The organism is Staphylococcus pseudintermedius (assembly GCF_001792775.2).
Lineage (GTDB): Bacteria > Bacillota > Bacilli > Staphylococcales > Staphylococcaceae > Staphylococcus > Staphylococcus pseudintermedius.
The window spans coordinates 55,655-79,667 of record NZ_MLGE02000001.1; the positions used below are offsets into that span (position 1 = coordinate 55,655).

Consider the following 24,013-nt stretch of genomic DNA (forward strand, 5'->3'; position numbering starts at 1 on the left):
CCTTACTGTATATTTAAAGAATCACCGTATCTTCTTTTTCTTGAATCATTTCCACAATTTCATTATGTTCATTCATGACTGCTACTTTAGGGGAATGTGAATGTAACTCCGTCTCATCTAACTGCGCATATGTCATAATAATGACCACATCGCCCACTTGTACGAGACGCGCGGCTGCACCGTTTAAACAAATTTTACCACTGCCGCGTTCACCGGCAATGACGTATGTTTCTAAACGTGCACCGTTATTATTGTTGACGATCGCGACTTTTTCGTTTGGCAAAATATCAACTGCCTCTAAAATGTCTTGATCGATTGTAATACTACCGACATAGTTCAAATTGGCTTCTGTGACACGTGCACGATGAATTTTTGCGTTCATCATAGTTCTTATCATTTTTCTGTTTCATCTCCAATAATAATGTTATCGATTAACCGTGCTTGGGTAAACTTCACGGCTAATGATATAAAAATACGTCCTTCTATGTGTGCTTGCTCTCTTAATTCGGGGTAACTGTATACGGCAACTTCTTGAACTTGACCACTTGTATGAGTCTGTAAATATTGTGTCACTTTATTAATAATGACGCTACTTTCGCGCTCACCCGCATCATACAACGACTGTGCGAGTGCTAAACTTTGACGTAAATGGACAGCTTCTTGTCGTTCTTCCACTGTTAAATAAACATTTCTTGAACTTTTCGCTAATCCATCCGCTTCACGCACAATATCGACACCGACAATTTTAACGGGGTGGTTAAAATCGCGGACCATTTGTTCGACAATTGCGAGTTGTTGGGCGTCTTTTTTACCGAAGTATGCGACATCAGGTTGAACAATGTTAAACAACTTATTGACTACTGTTACTACACCATCAAAATGGCCTGGACGTAGCGCACCTTCTAATACTTTTGCTAAACGCCCCACTGTTACATGAGTGCCGATTTCACCTGGGTACATTTCTTCTACTGAGGGATAAAAGACGTAATCCACATCGATTTGACTGACCATCGCCTCATCTTCATCAATTTGACGAGGATAGGCATCAAAATCTTCATTTGGACCGAATTGTAATGGGTTAACAAAGACACTGATGACGGTGATGTCATTGTCCTCTGTTGATTGACGCATCATCGTTAAATGACCATCATGTAACGCTCCCATTGTCGGTACAAAACCGATTGACTTGCCTTCACGATGAAATTGTCTTGAGAGTTGTTGCATTTCTTGAATTGATGTTATACGTTGTGTCATGCGTCTACCTCATCCATAATTTGCTTTTTATAAGTGTATGCTTCAGATGGAAATACACCTGTTTTCACTTCTTCATTATATTTTTCTAACGCAGCGATACCGATTGAGAGGTCACAGTACTGTTTCACGAATTTCGCATGACGATCCACGCCATAATTGAGCATATCGTGATAAACCAACACTTGGCCATCTGTTCCTTTACCAGCGCCGATACCAATCACTGGAATTGTTAATTTTTCTGAAATGACTTGGGCGAGATCACTCGGAATCGCTTCAAGCACTAATGCAATCGCACCTGCACGTTCAACTGCCTGAGCATCTTCAATCAGTTGTTGTGCCGCTTCTTTCGTTGTACCTTGCATCTTATAACCCAATACGCCAACACTTTGAGGTGTCAAACCGAGATGTGCAACAATCGGAATCCCCATTTGTGTTGCTTGTGTCATAAAGTCAGTCACATGTGCACCTTCTACTTTTAAAGCATTTCCACGACTTTCTCTATAAAGACGAATCGCATTTTCAATATCTGTTTTAGCATCGATACCTACTGAACCAAATGGCATATCGACAACCACAAACGTGTCTGGGGCACCACGACGAACAGCACGGCTATGATGCAACATATCTTCAAGTGTCACATCGACTGTGCTGTCATAGCCTAATACCGTCATACCTAGTGAATCACCCACTAGAATCATATCGATATTAGCCGCTTCAACTTGTTTCGCACTTGGGTAATCATAAGCGGTCACCATTGAAATTTTTTCACCGTCACGCTTCATTTGCTGAATATGATTTAAAGTTTTCAATTCTTTCACCCTTTAATTTTTATTATATCAATAGTAAATCAAGTCACTTGAATTTTCCATTGATTTTTTTATTTTTGCAGAACGCTTCCTTTAATTATGAAAAGTATTTGAACATTCACTTCTATTAATCACATATACTTCTCATTTATCGTTTATCTACACTTTACAACTTTTCCAAAACATAATAAATTAAAGCATATTCATATGTGGAACAAAAATACTTAAATTAATTAGAAGAAAGGTGATCTCCAATGACTCGAATTGCTGTTATTGGTCCAGGTGCAGTAGGAACATCTATTGCAGTCGCCCTATCCGATGAATACGAAGTCACACTGGTCGGACGTCGTGCTCAAACTTTAACATTTGAAGATTATGTAGATCAGACAACTCGTACACTTTCCGTGAATGCACTCCAAGAAGCGACAGAACCGTTTGATTTAATTTTTATCGCCGTGAAAACACATCAATTGGCGAATGTGATTGCCAAACTACCCGAACTCACACACGACAAAACCACCCTTATTCTTGCACAAAATGGCTATGGTATGCTTGAACAATTGAAAGATTATCGCGCCTATCAAGCGGTTGTTTATATCAGTGGTCAGAAAAAAGACAGCCATGTGACGCACTTCAGAGACTACAAACTACATCTCCAATCTGATGCCGTCACAGAACAACTCGCACAAGCATTTTCAGCAACAAAGTTAGAACTCGTGTTGGAGCCTTATATTCAACAAGCGATTTGGTATAAATTAATTGTCAACCTTGGTATTAATACTGTCACTGCACTCGGACGCGATACTGCCCGTGTCCTTAAAGATGAACGGATGGCTGAACTTTGCCACCAATTGTTAATAGAAGGCGAACAAGTGGCACGTGCAGAAGGGATACATTTCAATACGGATTTCGTCACATCAATCATGAATATTTATGCAGGCTATCCTGATGAAATGGGGACGAGCATGTATTACGATACGATGAATCAACATCCTTTAGAAGTAGAAGCGATACAAGGTTACATTTATCGACGTGCCAAAGCCCATCAATTGGACACACCACATTTGGAGACCATTTACACCTTGCTCGCCTATCAAAATCAAAGTAGGTTATAGTGAAAAGTAAGTAGTTACAATACTTGGATTGGAAAATTTGAATAAGGAAGTCTGAGAAAATTCACGCTCCCCGGACTTCCTTCTTTATGCTTATTTCAACTCTGGCCAGTACGCTTTGTTCGCTTCAATTAAATCATCTAAAATCGCTTTTGCTACTGCTGCATTCGGTACTGTTTTTGATAAAGTTATCGCTTGCCATAGTTTTTGATATGATGCTTCTTCATATGCTTCTACAACAAGTTTTTCCACACCGACTTGTTGTTCCATTAATGCTTTTTGGAAGCGTGGAATTTCGCCAACGACTAACTTTTCTGGACCATTGCTACCTACAATACAAGGCACTTCTACCATGGCTGTTGGATCAAAGTTAATAATTGCGCCTTGGTTTTCAACGATCATCAACATACGCTCTTTCGTATTGTATGCGATTGCTTTTGCAAGGTCTACAATGTATGACGCGTGCTCATCAACCGTTAATTCCGTGTCTTTCGCTGTGCCTTTGTCGATGATATTTTGACATTGCGTAAAGATAAACTTTTCACGCCCATCCATGACTTCATTCGCACGTGTATATTCTGGATTCGAATGTTCTACTTCTTGCGTTGGGAAGAAGTAATATTTCAAATACGTATTCGGGATTGTTTGCGGATCTAACGCTTGAACGTCACGCGCTTTTTTAAGTGTATTGTTCCAGCTCTCTTGCTTTTCTAATTCAGAACTACCATCTGTCGCATAACCATGCTCACTGACATGACGAATTACTTCAGGCATTAAAGAATTACCTTTTTTATCGCGAATATCTGTCCACCATCCAAAGTGGTTTAAACCGTAATAATTCACTTCAAACTCTTTACGAGATTCAAGTCCTAAATTTTTCGCAATCAGTTCTTCAATTCCAATCGGCATATCGCAAATGTTCAATATTTTAGAATTCGGACGTAATTTACGTGTTGCCTCAGCTACAATGGCTGCAGGGTTTGAGTAATTGAGCATCCACGCATCTGGAGAATACTTTTCCATAAAGTCAACCAATTCAAGCACACCTGGAATAGAACGCATCCCGTATGCAATACCACCAGGTCCGCAAGTTTCTTGACCGACGACACCATGGCGTAATGGAATCTTTTCATCCAATTCACGCATCGCATATTTACCTACTCGAATGTGTGCCATCACAAAATCTACATTCGTAAATGCTTCTTCTGGATCCACACTGGCAATCAGTTTCATTTCTGGTGCACGCTCTTTCAAAATGATTTCACATGCGTCTGCAATCGTTTTTTGACGGGCTTCATCATTATCATAAAGTTTGATGGTATCAATTGGAAACTCGTCTAAATAATCCAATAACATCATAATAATCCCCGGTGTAAACGTACTTCCGCCACCTGCAATTGTAATATTAAACTTCTTCATTTATACTTCCTCCTCTTTTTCCAACTTTTCTTCAAAGTAATCCCTGACTTGTGGCACACTCATGCCAACAATCACTTGAATACTACGCCCACTCTTCACTAATCCATGGGCCATTTGTTCATGTGTAAAGTAGTCACTTTCTCTCACTAAATTTGGATCTTTAACAGTTAAACGTAAACGTGTTGCACAGTTCGTCACATCAACAATGTTGTCTTTGCCACCGAGACCTTCTAAATAATAAATCGCTTTTTGGTCATATTCATTTTCAACTAATGCTTTTTTGGACGCACTTTGCTTTTGTTGATAATCTTTTTTCGTAAACAACTTAGCACCTTCATCACCTTTACGTCCTGGAATTGGAATATCAAACTTTTCAATTAAATATTTGAAAGTCACAAAATAAATACCTGTGAAAATAAAGCCGATAATGAATTGTGCGATATATACACTCGCATGATTACCGAATAATGGAATCCAGTTCGTCGCAGCAATTTCAATCAAGCCACCACCCATCAGACCAACGACACCGAACGCATTCATTAATGTCACCATTGTTGCGCCTAATACTGCATGAATCGCGAATAAATATGGTGCAATGAATAAGAATGTGAACTCTAATGGCTCTGTAATGCCAGCAAATATTGCAGTTAATGAAGCTGGTACAACCAATGCGATGACTTTCTTTCTATTCGCTTTTGGTGTTGAGAACACCATTGCTAAAGCGACACCAAGCAATCCAAACATTTTGATATTTCCTTGTAATAAGAAACCATATGGATAGAGTTCTTTTAATGCTTTCGTTGAGTTAGAAAATTCATTAAGATGATGAATCCAATAAGGTCTCAAACCACCATCTACCGCAGTTGGCCCAAACTCAAATGGGGTATAAATGAAATGATGTAACCCAGTTGGTATTAAAATACGCTCTAAAAAGTGGAATAACCATACACCGATGAGCCCTGAATGTAACATCACACCTTGTAATGATTTAATCCCTACTTGGACGTATGGCCATACAAATGCTGTGACAATTGCAACTGGAATCATCAAAAAGAAACCAATCATGACAACAAATGTAAGCCCTTGGAAAATCCCTAACATCTCAGGCAACTTTTGATCATAAAAACGGTTATGTATCCAAATCGCAATCGCTGAGATCAAAATGGCACCGATAATACTTGTATCTAATGTCGGGATACCTGCAATCGTTTTAACACCCGTAACATTTTCGACCCCTTTACTTAAATCAACCCCAAACACATCCGGCCAAATCGTCAGTAATGCATTGATGAAATTATTAAATACGAGATAAATCATCAATGCTGCTAAAGTTGCACGCCCTTGTGCTTTTTTCGCTAATGAGATAGGCAAACCAATCACAAAAGCTAACTCCATGTGGGTGAAGATGGTCCAACCCCCACTCTCAACCACACTCCAAATGTTAAACCACGTTGTTCCTTTTGCTGCAATGCTCCCCATAATATTTTCGTTTTTAAATAGTGTCGCTAACCCAACAACAATACCGAAAAACGCAAATAGAATAACAGGAACAATCATCGCACTCCCAAAACGTTTGATTGCATTCATGAGCAAAAATCCCTCCATCAGATTAGAAGATTTCTGTGCGAACCGATATCGCGCTGTTATGATTAAACACGCGTGACTACTCTGAATTACTTTTAATCATTCTAATCTTTTTCATTTGATGAACTGTGTCGACAAACGATGCATTTCATCTAGCCTCAATATAATTGAAGCGCTTACATTTTGGAATGCATTTGACACTTTTTGGAAGCACATAGTACGATTGGGTTATATTTACAATTGATGAAAATATTTTCAGGAGGCGTTGAAGGTGCTATTAGATCGATTTGTAAATGCAAACTATGACCAGTTGAACGACAATGATTTACATATTATCAAAACCGTTCATGACCATATTGATGCTATGAAGAAGATGAAAATTCAAGACTTAGCTTTAGTCGCACACACTTCCATTTCGTCCATTCATCGTCTTTGCCGTAAATTAGGGTTTGATGGCTATAGCGAATTAAAAACGTATATTAAACTCAACTATCAAAAGGAAGCATTACCACAAGATACTATTGCATTACTTGAACACGATATTCAACAAACGATGAAGCATCTCAATCACATCGACTTTTCGAGCCTTAACCAACGTATTGATGAAGCGCCTTTTATTTATATTTATGGGACAGGCACAGCACAACAATCCGTCGCACAAGATGTACAACGTCAAATTCTCGCATTGCACAAAAAATCTGTCGTCTTGAAAAATGAATTAGAACTTTTACATGCGCTCGATATGATGTCGCCATGTGAATTGCTCATTATTATTTCGCTTTCCGGTGATACTACACGTTTTGAAGAAGTCATCAAATCTATTAAAGCACGAGAACTTTCCTATATTAGTGTGACGACACTTCAAGACAATTCGTTAGCGCAACATGCAACGTTTAACATCTATGTTCATAGCACACCTTTCCGTTTGTTCAATCAAGTTGACAACTCTAGTTTCGTCACTTTCCATCTCGCCTTTGATATGATTTTGAGAAAATATAGCACTTGGAAGTTAAAGCAACCACATTAATTTAAATACTGCAGTAGCTAAATCTATGCTGTCGTTTGTGATTTAACAATGTTGGTGCTGTTTGAATCCATTAAAAAACAAGGGTATGCCACCACAGTGGACGCACTACCCTTGCACATATCAAACTATGCTTTTGTGTTTTGATTTTCTGGTTGTATAAATTGTAATTCATAGACAGAGCTTTCATCGTAACGATTGAAGCTATCAATATGCCCTTGTAAGTAGAGCGTTTGTACTTTTCGACTGACGTTATGTTGATATTGAATTTTAATTTGGAGGTTCGATTCATAGCCATTATTTTCAATAGTACGATCTAATTCGTCAAATACGTCCTTGTTAATCGGTAGAAGATAACTTTCTTTGCTCGGTAAAATACTGACATACTTGCTCTGTAACACGTTTTCTTCATCCAAGTACACTTCTATCTTGATTTGTTTAGCCGCACCCGCACCAAGGTTAAATAATTTCAAATAATCCTCGCCCCATTGAGCATCTTCTGTTTGATGTGCTGATGTATTTCTTAATTTTAACTTTTCTCCATCACGCGTCATCAAAATTTGGTTAAATCCGAGTGCGGGTAAAAAACTCATTTTCATTTGGTACAACTGTATTGATACAGAGATAAAATAGAATAATGCCATAATAAACGTACCAATCGAACCTATCGCAGAAATGATATTAATCATCTCGATACACCTCTAATAAATCAATTTTATTTTAAACTTATTCCACGTTAAAGACCGTTTTAAACTGAGGATATCAACTATTACCAAGCGCGTACGGAGGGCATTATCCTACTATGTTGTAGTGATTCTATCTACTTCACCATTTTATTTTTCGTTTCATCCGAAAAAGCAATGTAGCCTTCACGAATATTGATTACATTTTGATAACCTTTTGCCTCTAGTAGACCTACAGCAATAGAACTTCTCACACCTGATTGGCAATGGACATAAATTTCATCTTCTTTATTGAAAGGTAAAGTTGCATCCTTTAGTTGACCATGTGGCACATGCACTGCTTGTGGTAAATGTCCATTATGCCACTCTTGGTCTGTTCGAACATCTAAAACGTGTTCTTCGTCTCCTATAAAATCTTTACTATGCACATGTTGTGTTACGATACTGCCTTGAGGTTGCTTATAGCCTGCTACATTATCATAGCCAATCAATTGCAATGTTTTCGTTGCACGATCAACCACTTGTTTATCACCAATTAAATCAATCGATGCATCATAATCTAGATACCATCCTATTTGATTAATAAAGTTTTGATTATACGGAATATTAATCGCACCTACCACATGACCACCATGAAATGCATGCGCACTACGTAAATCAATCATCATTCGGTCTTCACTATAAGAAGGGCTCACAAGATAAGGCTCATAGCGTGCACCTCCATATTGATTCATTTGTTTCATTTGTGCAAAATGTTTAGGGGGTTCGGGTTGATTTGTTGTTAAAGTTGTAATAAATGTATCTTCATCTGGTTGATTAAATGCCCAGTTATTTTGTTTTTCATAACCTAATGTTGTCATAGGAATTGCACCTAACGATTTACCGCATGGACTGCCTGCACCATGTCCTGGCCAGATTTGAATAAAGTCTGGCAATTTACGTACACGAGCTATAGATTGATACATTTGCTTGGCACCCACTGCTGTAGACCCTTCGATTTGTACCGCTTTTTCTAATAAATCAGGTCTACCGATGTCTCCCACAAAAATAAAGTCTCCTGTAAATAGTCCCATCGGTTGTGTTGCACCTGCACCTTCATCTGTCAATAAAAAGCTAATGCTCTCAGGGGTATGTCCAGGCGTGTGTAATACCTCGATTTTAATGTAACCCACTTGAATGACATCGCCATCTTTAACGAACTTTGCCTGTTCAGGAATATTACGGTATCCTAAAGATTCATTTCCTTCACCTGAAATAAAGATGGTCGCATTTAATTTTTCCGCTGCATCGCGTATACCAGAAGCAAAGTCAGCATGAATATGTGTTTCAGTGGCATAATCAATACGCAACCCTTCTTTTTCTGCCGTTTTAATATATTCTGACAGGTCTCTGACTGGATCGATAATCATCGCCTCTCCTGTACGTTGACATCCAATTAAATAAGAGGCTTGTGACAAATGTTCATTGTAAAATTGTTTGAAATACATATCAATCTCTCCTTAACATTATATAAATAAATTGTGGCGTGCGTTTTCAGTGTCACCAATATAAGTTCCTACACCACCAAACGTGACTTCATCTCTTAACTCCTCTTTCGTAATCCCCATCACATCCATACTCATCGTACATGCGATCAATTTAATGTCTTGTTCAATCGCTTGATTTATTAACTGTGGTAGTGTATCAATATTTTTTTGTCTCATGACATAACGCATCATAAAGTTACCTAAACCAAACATATTAAATTTAGAAATCGGCATTTTTTCTGGTTGCTTCGGTAACATCCAATCAAACATTTTGGCTATGCCTTTTTTGTTCACTTGAGTCTCTCGTTGTATAGTTTTTTTCAATGCATTTAATCCCCAAAAAGTAAAAAAGACAGAGACATCTCGTCCAGCTGCTTTTGCTCCATTAGCAATAATCATTGCCGCAATAGCTTTATCTAAATCACCGCTAAACAACACGATTGTCGTGCCATTGCCTTTTTTACTTTGCGTGTTTGCAGGTGCGTTACTTTTTTGTAATACCGCATGAACACCTTGGTTATCTTGATTTAGGCGTATTAACTGGTGCCCTGTCTGCTTCACCCAACTTTGAACATCACTGTAAAAACCAAAATCTGAAACATTAACTTCTATCTGTTCACCTTCCGACATATTCTGCATTGCTTTACTCACATTTAAAATAGGTCCTGGGCATTGTAAACCTGATAAATCTATTTTTTGACGTTCTTCTTTTAAAGGCACAGACTCATTAATAATGATATCTTCCGTACGATGAGCCTCCACCTCTTCACTGTATGCGACAAATCCCCCATCTAATGAAACAACATTATATCCTCTTTTAGCTAAAGCAGAACTCGCTTGTGCACTTCTCTTTCCACTTCTGCAATAAAGATAATACGTTTGATTTTTATCACCTTTAAATAATTCAATTTGATCCAACGGCCAAGATTTTGCCCCTCGGATGTGTCCTTCTTGATATTCTTCATCCGTACGAACATCTATCAATTGCCCTAGTTCTCCTAATCGCTCAAGTTCATCTTTCTTTAAACTTTTTATCTCAAGTTCACTAAAATTCAATATTAGACCTCCTCCAAATACCTATAGGGGTATAATAATGGATGCTGAATCTCTTGTCAAATACCTACGGGGGTATTTGACAAATTTCTTGCTTTTTTATATGATAAACCTCATATATTACTTTAGGAGGACATAAGGTATGGAATACGATAAAAAAATGATTAACCGAATTAAAAGAGTTCAAGGTCAATTAAATGGCGTCATTAAAATGATGGAAGAAGAACAGCACTGCAAGGATATTGTGACACAATTAAGTGCTTCTAAAGGTTCGTTACAACGTCTCATTAGTATTATTATTAGTGAGAATTTAGTAGAGTGTATTAAGGCAGCAGAAGAAAACGAAGAAAATAGACAACAAATCATTGACGAAGCTGTGAACTTATTGGTGAAAAGTAAATAATGCTTTATATTTTTCTCTCGCTCCTCGGTATTATTGGTGGTATTCTCTCGGGTATGGTAGGTATAGGCGGTGCGATTATTATTTATCCCGCACTACTCATTATTCCCCCTATGCTTGGCCTCCCTTCTTACAATGCTTATATCGCTTCAGGACTTACATCTGCGCAAGTATTTTTTAGTACTTTAAGCAGTTCAATACGTGCGCGTCAAACACCGGATTTTTCTCTTAAACTCATTCTTTGGATGGGAAGTAGCATGCTCATCGGTAGTGCGTTAGGAGCTACAATTGCAGAAGTATTAACAGAGAGATTCGTAAATAGCGTATATGTTGTCATTGCTATATTGGCACTCGTCTTAATAATGATTAAAATCAAACCACAAACAGAAGCAAACTTAAAATTCAGTAAAGTTGTACTGCTATTGACAGGTTTAGTCATTGGTGCAATTTCTGGTGTGATTGGGGCTGGAGGCGCCTTTATAATTATTCCAGTATTATTAGTTTTTTTCAAAATACCGATGCATACTGTCGTGGCAAATAGTGTTGTGATTGCTTTTATTTCTTCTATAGGGGCCTTTATGTTTAAACTTTTTCAAGGGTATATTCCGCTTGGTGATGCATTATTCTTAGTTGTTGGAAGTATGTTATTTGCGCCACTTGGCTTAAAAATAGGACGCCAAATGCCTGAGTACGTCCAAAAAGTGTTGGTTGCTCTCCTTATCATCGTCTCTATACTGAATTTGATTTTCTAAGCCGTCGTACTTTAATGAAATCAGCTCTTCCAACCATACAAATCAAACCTAGTTCATAAGGTAACTAAATATCAACAAAACTATACGAACAAGAGCTTACTTTGATTTTCTGGTAAAGACCCACATATTGAATTATAACTATAAGATATGTACGATAACTCTGTTAAAAAGATAAATCAGGAGGTATCCATTATGAAGAAGTATCCTATTGCAATATGGATGTTAGCGATTGGGGCATTTGCGATTGGAATGACTGAATTCGTCATCATGGGCTTACTTCCTAACGTGGCGAATGATTTAAATGTGTCTGTGAGCCAGGCAGGACAATTGATTACTGGTTACGCTTTAGGTGTCGCGATTGGAGGCCCTATCATCGTCATGCTCACTTTCCGACTTAACCGTAAAGCGTTGTTAATGTTGCTGATGGGCATTTTTATTCTCGGTAACATTCTCGGTGGTCTCAGTCCGAATTACACGACATTGATGCTCAGTCGTATCGTCACATCACTTGCACATGGCTCATTTTTCGGCATTGGCTCTATTTTAGCTGCAAGTATGGTCGCAAGCCAATATCGTGCAAGTGCAATGGCATTAATGTTTATGGGTCTCAGCCTGAGCAACATTCTCGGCGTACCATTCGGTACATTAATTGGACAAAAACTCGGTTGGCACATGACGTTTTTAATTATTGCTGTCATTGGCGTCATTGCACTCATCGGCATTATGATGTTTGTCCCGATGCCAAAAGAAATGCGTACCGCTTCTATCAAAGATGAATTACGCATTTTAAAAGAAAAAAGACTGTGGTTAACTCTCGGGATGACATTGTTCGGTTTTAGTAGTGTGTTCGCCTACTTTACTTATATTTCATCTGTACTCATCGATGTGACCCACATTCCTGAACAATTCATTTCATCTATTCTGATTGTATTCGGTGTTGGCGTGACACTCGGTAATATTGTAGGTGGCAAGCTTGCAGATTGGAATTTAAACAAAGCATTAATGAGCATTTTTATTATTTTTGTGCTTTACTTTGGACTGCTCTACTTCATTCAGTTCCACCCGATAATCATGGTGATCGGCGTCTTTCTTTTCGGTTTTATTGGCTTTAGCATGAGCCCTTCACTTCAATACAAAAGTACGCTCATTTCCCAAGAAGCGCCGACACTTTCCAGTACACTCAATCAATCCGCCTTTAATATCGGAAATGCATTAGGTGCTTTTATCGGCGGTCTTGTTGTCAGCACACTCCCCATCGCTAGTCTAAGTTTAATCGCGCCATTACTCACATTAATTGGACTCGTCTTTTTATTATGGAGTATTGCTGTCGAACAAAAAGAACAGGTCAATACACATTCGAATTAAAGTTTAATTTATAAAATGTGACATTTAAAAATTTTTTAATACTATGTTGCCCTCTCTATATGTTTCATTATGCTGCTGATTCACCGCTACATAAAGATATGTGGCGGTTTTTAATTTAATATTCGTTTTTAAATTTTACATTGAATTTAGAAAATTTAATATATAATTTGCGATAAATTTAATTTGTGCAATTAAAATGTGAAATAACGGGTATTTGTTAATAAGTATAAGGAGGTATAAAGCATGATACTCTCTCATAAAGATTTTCTTTATCAAATTGAAGAAGATGGGACAACAGTGACCATATATAAAAATAATGATACCAAAACATATACTGCTATAGAAGCGACAGGCGAGCTCACACCGCATCATTTTTGTGTCTTAAATTATATTAAAGTAGATCTGAATCAAAGTGAAACATTTGAGGAACGCTTTCTAAGTCGCACAGCAGATTTGAATGATGTACATGGCTTCATATCGCTACGTGTTTTGAGACCCTGGGACCCACAAAATCATTATGTTGTGATTTCATTATGGGATGACCGTAAAAGTTTTGAAGTGTGGCAAGCTTCTGAGCAACCATTGAATTACCATCATCAATGGAATGGCGCATTAGATGAAGAGATTGTGAATTCCGATTTGTCATATTATATTAAATTTGATGCACAATGATGTGTATAGCGATTTTTCAAAATTTTAATAACCTGTCACTTTGCTTGATATATGAGAATTATTTAACCTTATAAATGAGAAAAAAGCAACGCACTTTAAATAAGATACGTTGCTTTTTCGATTGATGAACACCTATAATTAAACTATTCATCTATTATTTATAATTTTTTGTATATACAATATTTCTAGTTTGTTAAAGAGAATTAAGAAAATAAATCTCGAAAATAATAGAGGGAAAATCAGTTTTTGATATCAAAATTATACATGTCAACGATAATACAAAATATAATACAAAATATAAGATGTTATCAGTATTTATTATGCATTTAGAATATTAAAATTCCTTCATTACACTCTTGGCGGTTTCACTTATCAACTTATCATTTGGCTTATCACTTTTATTGTCTTTATTCGTAAAAATGACTAAAACAATAGGTTCAGATTGGCCCTTAGGATAAACAAAAGCAACATCATTTCTAGAAGCATATGTTATTGCTTGACCACTTTTATCAGCAACCTTATAGTCTTTTGGAACACCGTCTTTAATTAAAGTATCTCCGCTTTTATTATTTAACATTAAATCAAGTAAGAATTTTTTGTTTTCTTTGCTTAATTTTCCATTTGCGATAAGTTTATTTAAAGTCTTACCGAAAGCAGCAGGTGTTGAAGTATCTTTTTTGCTCTTTGGTGAATAGTAATTTAATTCTATCTCATATCTAACTGGATTTGTTACTTTATCTCCTAGTTCTTTTAGACGTTGTTTAACTTTTTTGATTCCACCGATTTCTTTTATAATTTTATTGTTTGCTGTATTATCACTATATGTCATTGAAGCCTCAATAAGTGCTTTTAAAGTGATATCTTTTCCTACATATTTTTCTAAAATAGGAGAATAAGCAACTATATCATCTTTGTTAATATGTACTTTTTTATTTAACTTATTATAAGGTACTTGTTCTAACAAAATAGCACTATTTATCGCTTTTGAAGTTGAAGCATAGGCAAATCTCTTATCTGAATTAAATTTTACTTCCTTACCACTTTTAGTATCTAAAGCATAAACACCAATATGAGCATTATATTTTTTTTCTAAATCATTTAACTCTTTGGCATGTGAACTGTTTGAATTACATGCACTTAAAACTAAAGCAATTACAATTAAAAATATTAACTTTTTCAAAATAAACCCTCCGATATTACAGTTGTAATTTTTATAAATCAATAATATTACAATTGTAATATCGGTGTCAATAGTTTATTATAAATATTTGAAAGAAGGTGTTGAAATGGCTAAGTTATTAATAATGAGCATAGTAAGCTTTTGTTTTATATTTCTATTGTTATTATTTTTTAGGTACATATTAAAACGCTATTTTAATTATATGTTAAATTATAAAGTTTGGTATCTAACTCTTCTTGCAGGATTAATTCCTTTCATTCCTATTAAATTCTCTCTTTTTAAATTTAATAATGTGAATAATCAAGCGCCCACAGTTGAAAGTAAGTCACACGACTTGAACCATAACATAAATACCACCAAACCTATTCAAGAGTTCGCAACAGATATCCATAAGTTTAATTGGGATTCAATTGATAATATCTGCACAGTTATTTGGATAGTTTTAGTTATTATTTTAAATTTTAAATTTTTGAAAGCCTTATTATATCTTAAATATTTAAAGAAACAGTCACTTTATCTAAACGAAAATGAAAAAAATAAAATAGATACGATACTTTTCAACCATCAATATAAAAAAAATATTGTGATTCGAAAAGCAGAGACTATTCAATCTCCAATAACTTTTTGGTATGGGAAATATATTATTTTGATTCCTAGTTCATATTTTAAAAGTGTAATTGACAAAAGACTAAAATATATAATATTGCATGAATATGCTCATGCTAAAAATAGAGATACTTTACATTTAATTATCTTTAATATCTTCTCTATTATTATGAGTTACAATCCATTAGTACATATTGTAAAAAGAAAGATAATTCATGACAATGAAGTAGAAGCCGATAGATTTGTCCTTAATAATATTAACAAAAATGAATTTAAAACTTATGCGGAATCTATTATGGACTCCGTATTAAATGTTCCATTTTTTAATAAAAATATATTAAGCCATTCATTTAATGGTAAAAAGTCATTACTCAAAAGAAGATTAATTAATATAAAAGAAGCCAATCTGAAAAAACAGTCCAAATTAATTCTAATTTTTATTTGTATTTTTACTTTTTTGCTCATGGTAATTCAAAGCCAGTTTTTGATGGGGCAATCCATAACTGATTATAATTATAAAAAGCCCTTACACAACGATTACCAAATTTTAGATAAAAGTAAAATTTTTGGTTCAAATAGTGGATCTTTCGTCATGTACAGCATGAAGAAAGACAAATACTATATTTATAACGAAAAAGAAAGTAGAAAAAGGTATTCTCCTAATTCAACTTATAAAATTTATTTAGCTATGTTTGGACTTGACCGACATATTATAAATGATGAAAATTCACGTATGTCATGGAATCATAAGCATTACCCTTTTGATGCTTGGAATAAGGAACAAGATTTAAATACAGCAATGCAAAATTCAGTTAATTGGTACTTCGAACGTATTAGCGATCAAATACCAAAGAACTATACTGCGACTCAACTCAAGCAATTAAATTATGGTAATAAAAATTTGGGAAGTTATAAAAGCTATTGGATGGAAGATAGTTTGAAAATATCTAATCTTGAACAAGTAATAGTTTTTAAAAATATGATGGAACAAAATAACCATTTTAGTAAAAAAGCAAAGAATCAATTATCTTCTTCATTATTGATTAAGAAAAATGAAAAGTATGAACTGTATGGGAAAACAGGTACAGGTATAGTAAACGGGAAGTATAATAATGGGTGGTTTGTAGGTTACGTAATTACAAATCATGATAAGTATTATTTTGCTACACATTTATCAGATGGAAAGCCATCTGGGAAAAATGCTGAATTAATCAGTGAAAAAATATTAAAAGAAATGGGTGTTTTAAATGGCCAATAAGCAAGTTGAAATATCTATGGCTGAATGGGATGTTATGAATATAATATGGGGTAAAAAATCAGTATCAGCTAATGAAATTGTAGTTGAAATTCAAAAATATAAAGAAGTTAGCGATAAAACGATTAGAACATTAATCACAAGACTATATAAAAAAGAGATTATAAAACGATACAAATCAGAGAATATTTATTTTTACTCATCAAATATTAAAGAAGACGATATTAAAATGAAAACTGCTAAAACCTTTCTTAATAAACTGTATGGAGGGGACATGAAAAGTTTAGTGCTGAATTTTGCGAAAAATGAAGAATTAAATAACAAAGAAATTGAAGAATTGCGAGACATTTTAAATGATATTAGTAAAAAGTAATTAGAGATATGTTTCAAACATAATACATATGTAAACTATGCTTGACTCTTATTAAATTAGTTTTGTTAATAACATTTAAAATATATTATTAAAGATGAGAGTGTACAGAAAATAACCATTTTCTGTACACTCTCTTTTTATGCCGAAATAAGTGAGTAATACATATATTTTCGTGTTCAAAAACCCAACAAAAAATCTATGTTCACAAAAGACCTTGAAATTAAGTTATGGTACACTGTATATGTATATAGGAGGTTTGTATTTTGAAAATAGGTTATGCAAGAGTTTCAACTGGATTACAAAATCTGAATTTACAGGAGGACCGATTAAACGCATATGGTTGTGAAAAGATATTTAGCGACCATATTAGTGGTTCAAAAAGTAAAAGACCTGGATTAGATAAAGCAATTGAATTTGCGAGATCAGGAGATACGATTGTTGTTTGGAGACTCGACAGACTAGGACGTAATATGGAGGATTTAATCACATTAGTTAATGAGCTTAACGAACGAGGTGTAAGTTTCCATAGTTTAGAAGAAAATATAACGATGGATAAATCAAGTTCTACAGGACAATTATTATTTCATTTATTCGCAGCGTTTGCAGAATTTGAACGAAATTTAATTTTAGAACGTTCTTCAGCTGGCCGAATTGCAGCACGTGCTAGAGGACGCTATGGAGGTAGACCCGAAAAATTAAATCAAAAAGATTTAAACTTACTTAAGACACTTTATGATAATGGCACGCCAATTAAGACAATTGCAGAGCAGTGGCAAGTTTCACGTACAACGATTTATCGTTACCTCAATAAATTGGAGGAAAAGGAAGATGAAAAACAAGGAGAAGTATCTAACTAATTTTTCTGAAGCCAAACGTAAAGAAGCTACTCAAAAGTACAATATTATAAAACCTTTTATCTTGGGCAAGCAATCTTTATCAAGCATTTCTAAAAGCAAAGGTATTGCGTTAAGTACACTTTATAGGTGGAATAAATTATATAAGGAACAAGGTCTTACTGGTCTAATTCATAATACAAGAGTTGATAAAGGTGAGCATAAATTAAAACAAAACATAATAGACGAGATTAAACGCCTTGCACTCAAGAATAAAAGAAATAGTATTGCTACGATTCATAGGAAAATCGCTAATTATTGTATAGAGAATAATTTTTATAAACCAAGTTATAAACAAGTTTATAGTATTATTAAAGCAATGCCTAAGTCTGTTATTGATTTCTCTCACCAAGGTGAAAAATACTATCAAAATAAGTACGATTTAATACAAATAAGAGAATCCTCAAGACCCAATGAAATATGGCAAGCCGACCATACTTTGCTAGATATTTATATATTAGATCAAAAAGGTAATATCAATAGACCATGGCTAACCATTATTATGGATGACTATAGTCGTGCAATTGCAGGCTACTTTATAAGTTTTGATGCTCCTAATGCTCAAAACACAGCATTAACACTACACCAAGCAATATGGAATAAGAATAATACCAATTGGCCAGTATGTGGTATACCCGAAAAATTCTACACAGATCACGGGAGTGACTTTACCTCGCACCACATGGAACAAGTCGCTATTGATTTGAAAATTAACTTGATGTTTTCAAAAGTTGGTGTCCCTCGTGGTCGCGGGAAAATAGAACGGTTTTTTCAGACAGTTAACCAAACTTTCTTAGAACAACTTCCTGGATATATAAACAATAATGATACTTCTAGCGATTTAATAGATTTTCAAAATTTCGAAGAAAAATTACGATACTTTTTAATTGAAGATTATAATCAAAAAGAGCACAGTGCTATCCAGAGCACTCCTATCAATCGGTGGAACAGTAATCATTTTTTTCCTAATATGCCAAGCAGTTTAGAACAACTTGATTTATTATTATTAGAAATACCTAAATCTAGAAAAATTCATTCAGATGGTATTCATTTTCAAGGCTTTAGATACAGTAATACAAACCTAACTGCTTATGTAGGTGAGTATGTATTAATTCGTTACAATCCCAATGATATGGCTGAAATACGCGTTTTTTATAGAGATGAATTTCTTTGTACAGCAATATCCCCTGATTTAGCTGATTATTCAATTGATATAAAAGAGATACAACACGCACGTAGTCAGAGAAGAAAACACTTAAAACAAAACATTGCTAGTCCAAGCACCACTGATTTAATTAAGGAAGAAAAAAGTTATGGTTACTCACCTCAAGAAACGACCAAAAACGTCAAAAAATTAAAGAGGTATCGTAATGACTAAAAATCAGAATTTCATTGAAACGAAAGAGTATAAACGATTTGCTGAATTTTGCGATGCTTGTATCAAATATCAATATATTGGGATCTGCTATGGTCAACCTGGTGTCGGAAAAACTTTATCTTCTAGGTATTACACAAATTGGAATACTATTGAAAAGCAAGTTAATCATAGAGGGTGGGAAGATCTAGCTAGTAAAACGACTGATGATATATTATCGGTGAATAAGATATTTTATACTGCACCGGCTGAAAAACAAACAAGATTAAGTAATGATCTATATAGTATTAGTGCAAGTATTGATTTGGGTCAAAAATTACACATCGTAAATAAGTATGGTCATGATCATAGTAAACATTATAGTGATATGTTTAAATATATTGATTTAATTATAGTAGATGAGATTGATCGCCTTAAAGTGCAACATTTAGAGCAATTAAGAGCTATTTATGATGAACATAATTTAGCAATGATATTTATTGGTATGCCAGGTATAGAGAAAAAACTATCTCGTTATCCTCAACTATATTCGCGTATAGGTTTTGCACATGAATTTGATAATCTAAGTAAAGACGAGACGCATCATATATTAGAATATAAGTGGCAAGATTTAGGATTTGATCTAAAACTCGAAGATTTTACTGATTATGAGGCAATAACGACGATTATTAAAATTACAAAAGGGAATTTTAGGCTGATTCATCGTTTATTTGCACAGATAGATAGAATTATGGATATAAATGGCTTAGATAAAATCAGTACAGAAGTTGTAGAAACAGCTAGAGATAGTTTAGTCATAGGTATTCGTTAATAGAAAAAGCAATGTACTTTAATATAGGACATTGCTTTTCTCATTTACTAGGTAAAATCATTCTCATATATCAAGTAAAGTAACAATAACCACTTGTGTATATTTTCTGTTATTAAAATATATTTCGAAACTCAAGGCTTTGTCACTAATACTGTTTTATTAAGATATTTCTTTACCTTTAAAATTTATTTTTTCAATTGAAAACAGGCTAGGAAACTTTGAAATGCACCCTAGCCTGTTCATTTTCTACGTTATTTTTCTATAAACTGCGGTCTTCTCTCAATACTCATCAGTGTAATGAATGCCATTAAAATACCACAAATGAGATACATATTTGCATAGCCAACCATATCTGCTATAGGCCCCATTAATGCAGCCCCGAGTGAAACACCTAAGTCAGCTGTTGCGATAAAGAGACCGAGTAACATATTTCGTCCAACTTTCGGTAATTTAAAGCTTAAAAATGAAGTTAATGTCGGATACACCATCGCTTGCGTCAAACCAATCATAACAGCACTGATATAAAGTATCCATCCGCCGACATAAGGACCGATTGCAATGAATAACAGCGCGACAGTTAATAATCCGAGGACACCTAACATAAACCGAACGTGCCAGCGTCCATCTGAAGGAATGTATTGACGTAAAAAGAAACGTGCAAATACAACCGTAATGGCTTGTACAGCTAAAAATAAACTCGCGTGACCGACTTGATACTTATTGACATACAACACGATAAACGTTGCCACTGCACCAAATCCAATTGAGGCAACAAGCATAATCGTCCCAGCTTTTAATAAAAACGGATTTTTAAATAACTGCAAGAACACTGTCATCGCACCATATGGCATCTTTTCTTGTTGCGCAGGAGTCGTGTCTGCATCATCATGTCCATGAAGCGTCGCACTGAAACCGACCACACCTGTCGTAATCGCGATAATGATCATCGTCAATGCGAAATAACTCAAGTTATCCAATTGCCAAATCCCCACTGCAATCATTGGTCCGATAATGCCTGGTATGTAAGAAAAGAGTGAGTATAAGGAAATACCTTGTGAACGATCCTCTTCAGGTAACGCATCGATAATCCCGATTTGTAATGACATAGAGAAAAAGGCTGTACATACACCTTGCATCACACGTGCAATAAAGTAACCTTCTAAACCTGTAAATCCATATAAGATCAGTGCAAAACCATTAATAATTAATATCCATCTTAATATTTTAATGGGACCGACTTTGGCGATAACTTGCCCTGCCCATGGACGAAAAAGCATGGCAGTCAACATGTATGCCCCCATGACAATACCAATGGTCGCATTGGTTGCACCTAAATCATGTCCGCGTAACGGGATCATGACATTTAAAATAGCATTCGCACTAAAGAAAAATAGCGCGAGAATATACAATCTCAAAAAAGGCCAAGCGAGTGCACCTTTCATATCAAAGCCTCCTAATTCATAAATTGTTTTTCAAAAAGTTCACGCGTATAATCATTTTGAAGCGTTTTCAACTGGTGTCTATTGAGTCGCTCTTGAATTTGACCGTCATTAAAAATGATCAAATCTTCACATAAATAGACCGCCGCTTGAATATCATGTGTAATGAAAATCAAACTGAGCTGATATTTATCTCTCAGTGTCGTTAATAAATCTAGAATTTGCGACTGAATCGACATGTCGAGCGCACTAATCGCTTCATCTAACACAATGTAGTCTGGATTCGTAATGACCGCTCTTGCAATAGCGACACGTTGCGCTTCTCCTCCTGACATCATCTGAGGATATTTATTTAAAAAGGCTGCACTTAACCCGACACGTTCGAGCAAAGCAGTCATATGCGCTTCTTTATCGTCAACCGGTGTATCGCATTGACTAAGTGCCTCGTTTAAAATTTGACGAACATTGAAATAGGGATGCAGTGAAGACTTGTAATCTTGAAACACGACGCTCATTTTCCCAAGACGGGTATGACGTTGACAGACCGGTTGTCCATCCAACATCACAGTTCCTGTATCTGGCTTTTCAATACCTAATATCATACGCGCCAATGTGGATTTACCACTACCACTTTCTCCAATAATCGCTATACTTTGTCCTTTACTGCATTGAAAACTGACTTGTTTCACGATTTGTCGTTTTTGCCTCTTCACACCACTACGATAAGATTTCGTGACGTTTTGAACTTCTAACATGACGCATCACCTCGCAATGATTTGTAATAACGTGTCACACGATCTCGTGCTGCAATCAAAAATTGAGTGTACGCATGTTGCGGTGCTGTGAATAATTGATGTGCTGGTCCTGCTTCAACGACATCACCATTACGCATCACAATAACCTGATCTGCAATCGACTTTACAACTGCTAAGTCATGAGAGACAAAAATCATGGCACAACCGATTTTTTCTTTGACCTCACGTAATTCTTCAATGACTTCATACTGTGTAATGGCATCGAGTGCTGTAGTCGGCTCATCCGCAATAATGATGTCCGGTTGGAGTGCGAGTGCTAATATAATCATTAACCGTTGCAACATGCCTCCTGACAATTGATGCGGATATGATTTTAAAATACGCTCAAAATCTCGTAAACCAAGCATGTCGAAGTAATGTTGTAACGTCGCCTTCTGTTGTTGTGTCGACATAGGACGGTGCTGTTTCAACATCATCGTCAACTGTGCACCAACTGTAAAAGAAGGGTTAAACGCTGTCGCACCTTGTTGCATAATCATTGCAATACGTCGGCCTCTGATTTTTCGAAAGTCCGCTTCAGACGCATTATGAAGCGCCTCTTCTTGGAACCAAATTTCACCGCTCATTCGAATATTACGGTCGTTCAATCCCAGTAATGCTTTACACGTCATCGATTTACCACTGCCACTTTCACCGATAATCGCAATGACCTCACCACGATGTAACGTCAAATTAAAGTGGTGGACGAGGACATGGTTCGTATGACCATCAATGAGTGTTAAATCTTCTACACGCATCAATTGTTCTACCATTATATCCACCCTTTCTTAATGCGTTGCTTCATTTGTTGTTGTGACAATTTTGGATCAATCGCAATTTGGAGCGCATCGGATAAAAAGTTCACCGCTAACACAATGACGATAATCGCAATACCTGGCGCAAACATCAACTCAGGGTGACTGAACATCACTTTACGTGCTTCATTCATCATCATCCCCCATTCTGCTGTCGGTGCTTTAACGCCGAGTCCTAAAAATGAAAATCCTGAAATTTGTAAGATCATCGACACCATCGAACTCGTTGAAATGATCGCAATATCTGCTAAAGTTCGCGGCAAAATGTGTGTCATAATAATCCGAGCGTGTGACAGACCAATCGTACGTGCAAATTTCACATCATCTGAATTGCGATATTGCATCACACTTGTGCGGATAATTCGGCAAAACCATGCCCAGCGCGTAATGATCAGTGCAACGATAATACTTTTTAACCCAATGCCGAGTACACCGATCAAAGCGAGCGTCATAACATATGTAGGAAACGATAACATCACATCGCAAATACGCATCACGAGTGCATCCACCCAGCGCCCAAAGTAGCCTGAGATGAAGCCGAGTAGCGTCCCTATCAACACCGAACACGCTAACGCAAACAAGATAAGCAAAAAGCTCGGACGTATCGCAAAAATCAAGCGTGTTAAAATATCTCGACCTAAATGGTCCGTACCAAGCCAATGTGCAAATGACATGCCGGCAAATTTGTCATCGATATTCACTGTATTGGGGTCATAAGGCGTTACAATCGGCGCGAATACCCCGAGTAAAATATAAACAGCAATGATTGCCAACGCCCATTTTGCGCCATTATCATTTAATAATCTTTGGAAAACAATCATC

At 35.8% G+C, this 24,013-nt stretch carries 24 protein-coding genes; 11 read left to right on the forward strand and 13 right to left on the reverse strand.

The features are described 5' to 3' along the window. Window positions 1–13: 13 nt before the first annotated feature. From panD to panB, 3 genes are read right to left on the reverse strand one after another with little or no spacing between them, the layout of a single operon-like run. Entirely contained in the window at window positions 14–397 is a 384-nt protein-coding gene (gene panD, locus BJK46_RS00315; protein ID WP_014614860.1) for an aspartate 1-decarboxylase, read from the reverse strand. Then, window positions 394–1,254, reverse strand: coding sequence for a pantoate--beta-alanine ligase (gene panC, locus BJK46_RS00320; RefSeq protein ID WP_015728555.1), 861 nt, complete (start codon window positions 1,252–1,254; stop codon window positions 394–396). The genes panD and panC overlap by 4 nt, the downstream gene beginning before the upstream one ends. Continuing rightward, a complete protein-coding gene (panB, locus tag BJK46_RS00325) occupies window positions 1,251–2,063 on the reverse strand; it encodes a 3-methyl-2-oxobutanoate hydroxymethyltransferase (RefSeq protein ID WP_015728554.1) in 813 nt (270 codons plus the stop codon). Before panB ends, panC begins: the two co-directional genes overlap by 4 nt. 251 nt (window positions 2,064–2,314) lie before the next feature. On the opposite strand from panB, the gene BJK46_RS00330 reads away from it, so the two are divergent. Continuing rightward, a complete protein-coding gene (locus BJK46_RS00330) occupies window positions 2,315–3,175 on the forward strand; it encodes an oxidoreductase (protein WP_103263425.1) in 861 nt (286 codons plus the stop codon). Between the two features lie 90 nt (window positions 3,176–3,265). Here BJK46_RS00330 and BJK46_RS00335 read toward each other — a convergent pair whose 3' ends face one another. Together BJK46_RS00335 and BJK46_RS00340 are read right to left on the reverse strand one after the other, a co-directional pair. Further along, on the reverse strand, window positions 3,266–4,591 hold the full coding sequence (locus BJK46_RS00335) for a 6-phospho-alpha-glucosidase (protein ID WP_014614864.1): 1,326 nt from the start codon (window positions 4,589–4,591) through the stop codon (window positions 3,266–3,268). Further along, the gene (locus tag BJK46_RS00340) at window positions 4,592–6,178 is read right to left on the reverse strand and encodes an alpha-glucoside-specific PTS transporter subunit IIBC (protein WP_041613302.1); all 1,587 of its coding nucleotides are present in this window, start codon (window positions 6,176–6,178) and stop codon (window positions 4,592–4,594) included. Window positions 6,179–6,446: 268 nt separating this feature from the next. Here BJK46_RS00340 and BJK46_RS00345 point away from each other — a divergent pair, with 268 nt between their 5' ends. Continuing rightward, window positions 6,447–7,202, forward strand: a complete 756-nt coding sequence (locus BJK46_RS00345; protein WP_014614866.1) for a MurR/RpiR family transcriptional regulator — start codon at window positions 6,447–6,449, stop codon at window positions 7,200–7,202. 125 nt (window positions 7,203–7,327) lie between these two features. Here the strand turns inward: BJK46_RS00345 and BJK46_RS00350 are convergent, their stop codons facing one another. The 3 genes from BJK46_RS00350 to BJK46_RS00360 form a co-directional block, all read right to left on the reverse strand. Beyond that, the gene (locus BJK46_RS00350) at window positions 7,328–7,888 is read right to left on the reverse strand and encodes a hypothetical protein (protein WP_014614867.1); all 561 of its coding nucleotides are present in this window, start codon (window positions 7,886–7,888) and stop codon (window positions 7,328–7,330) included. Between the two features lie 131 nt (window positions 7,889–8,019). Next, window positions 8,020–9,369: a persulfide dioxygenase-sulfurtransferase CstB gene (cstB, locus tag BJK46_RS00355; protein WP_014614868.1), complete on the reverse strand. Its 1,350-nt coding sequence runs from the start codon at window positions 9,367–9,369 to the stop codon at window positions 8,020–8,022. An 18-nt stretch (window positions 9,370–9,387) separates the two neighbouring features. Continuing rightward, on the reverse strand, window positions 9,388–10,467 hold the full coding sequence (locus BJK46_RS00360) for a DsrE/DsrF/DrsH-like family protein (RefSeq protein ID WP_370863438.1): 1,080 nt from the start codon (window positions 10,465–10,467) through the stop codon (window positions 9,388–9,390). Between the two features lie 136 nt (window positions 10,468–10,603). On the opposite strand from BJK46_RS00360, the gene cstR reads away from it, so the two are divergent. The 4 genes from cstR to BJK46_RS00380 all read left to right on the forward strand — a co-directional run bounded on the left by cstR (window position 10,604) and on the right by BJK46_RS00380 (window position 13,650). Beyond that, entirely contained in the window at window positions 10,604–10,864 is a 261-nt protein-coding gene (cstR, locus tag BJK46_RS00365) for a persulfide-sensing transcriptional repressor CstR (protein WP_014614870.1), read from the forward strand. Continuing rightward, a complete protein-coding gene (locus tag BJK46_RS00370) occupies window positions 10,864–11,613 on the forward strand; it encodes a sulfite exporter TauE/SafE family protein (protein ID WP_014614871.1) in 750 nt (249 codons plus the stop codon). Before cstR ends, BJK46_RS00370 begins: the two co-directional genes overlap by 1 nt. A 192-nt stretch (window positions 11,614–11,805) precedes the next feature. Continuing rightward, window positions 11,806–12,978, forward strand: coding sequence for an MFS transporter (locus BJK46_RS00375; protein ID WP_014614872.1), 1,173 nt, complete (start codon window positions 11,806–11,808; stop codon window positions 12,976–12,978). 243 nt (window positions 12,979–13,221) lie between these two features. Then, on the forward strand, window positions 13,222–13,650 hold the full coding sequence (locus BJK46_RS00380; protein ID WP_014614873.1) for an antibiotic biosynthesis monooxygenase family protein: 429 nt from the start codon (window positions 13,222–13,224) through the stop codon (window positions 13,648–13,650). A 334-nt stretch (window positions 13,651–13,984) separates the two neighbouring features. Here the strand turns inward: BJK46_RS00380 and BJK46_RS00390 are convergent, their stop codons facing one another. Then, complete coding sequence (locus tag BJK46_RS00390) at window positions 13,985–14,830, reverse strand: BlaZ family penicillin-hydrolyzing class A beta-lactamase PC1 (RefSeq protein ID WP_000733283.1); 846 nt, start codon at window positions 14,828–14,830, stop codon at window positions 13,985–13,987. Window positions 14,831–14,936: 106 nt separating this feature from the next. Between BJK46_RS00390 and blaR1 the strand changes: the two genes are divergently transcribed. From blaR1 to BJK46_RS00415, 5 genes are all read left to right on the forward strand, one after another. After that, the gene (gene blaR1, locus BJK46_RS00395) at window positions 14,937–16,694 is read left to right on the forward strand and encodes a beta-lactam sensor/signal transducer BlaR1 (RefSeq protein WP_112424768.1); all 1,758 of its coding nucleotides are present in this window, start codon (window positions 14,937–14,939) and stop codon (window positions 16,692–16,694) included. Beyond that, window positions 16,684–17,064: a penicillinase repressor BlaI gene (gene blaI / locus BJK46_RS00400; protein WP_001284656.1), complete on the forward strand. Its 381-nt coding sequence runs from the start codon at window positions 16,684–16,686 to the stop codon at window positions 17,062–17,064. The genes blaR1 and blaI overlap by 11 nt, the downstream gene beginning before the upstream one ends. A 263-nt stretch (window positions 17,065–17,327) precedes the next feature. Then, on the forward strand, window positions 17,328–17,921 hold the full coding sequence (locus BJK46_RS00405) for a recombinase family protein (RefSeq protein WP_000690628.1): 594 nt from the start codon (window positions 17,328–17,330) through the stop codon (window positions 17,919–17,921). Continuing rightward, a complete protein-coding gene (locus BJK46_RS00410) occupies window positions 17,893–19,335 on the forward strand; it encodes a Mu transposase C-terminal domain-containing protein (protein ID WP_000790705.1) in 1,443 nt (480 codons plus the stop codon). Before BJK46_RS00405 ends, BJK46_RS00410 begins: the two co-directional genes overlap by 29 nt. Continuing rightward, window positions 19,328–20,143 (forward strand): AAA family ATPase, encoded by an 816-nt coding sequence (locus BJK46_RS00415; protein WP_000164963.1) that lies wholly within the window; start codon window positions 19,328–19,330, stop codon window positions 20,141–20,143. The genes BJK46_RS00410 and BJK46_RS00415 overlap by 8 nt, the downstream gene beginning before the upstream one ends. A gap of 251 nt (window positions 20,144–20,394) precedes the next feature. Here BJK46_RS00415 and cntE read toward each other — a convergent pair whose 3' ends face one another. From cntE to cntC, 4 genes are read right to left on the reverse strand one after another with little or no spacing between them, the layout of a single operon-like run. Continuing rightward, complete coding sequence (gene cntE / locus BJK46_RS00420) at window positions 20,395–21,585, reverse strand: staphylopine family metallophore export MFS transporter CntE (RefSeq protein WP_014614875.1); 1,191 nt, start codon at window positions 21,583–21,585, stop codon at window positions 20,395–20,397. Between the two features lie 11 nt (window positions 21,586–21,596). Further along, a complete protein-coding gene (locus BJK46_RS00425; protein WP_014614876.1) occupies window positions 21,597–22,337 on the reverse strand; it encodes an ABC transporter ATP-binding protein in 741 nt (246 codons plus the stop codon). After that, window positions 22,331–23,149, reverse strand: a complete 819-nt coding sequence (cntD, locus tag BJK46_RS00430) for a staphylopine uptake ABC transporter ATP-binding protein CntD (protein WP_014614877.1) — start codon at window positions 23,147–23,149, stop codon at window positions 22,331–22,333. Before cntD ends, BJK46_RS00425 begins: the two co-directional genes overlap by 7 nt. Further along, window positions 23,149–24,012 carry a staphylopine uptake ABC transporter permease subunit CntC gene (gene cntC / locus BJK46_RS00435; protein ID WP_014614878.1) on the reverse strand — a complete coding sequence of 288 codons (864 nt, stop codon included), beginning with the start codon at window positions 24,010–24,012 and terminating at the stop codon, window positions 23,149–23,151. The genes cntD and cntC overlap by 1 nt, the downstream gene beginning before the upstream one ends. Window position 24,013: the final 1 nt, after the last annotated feature.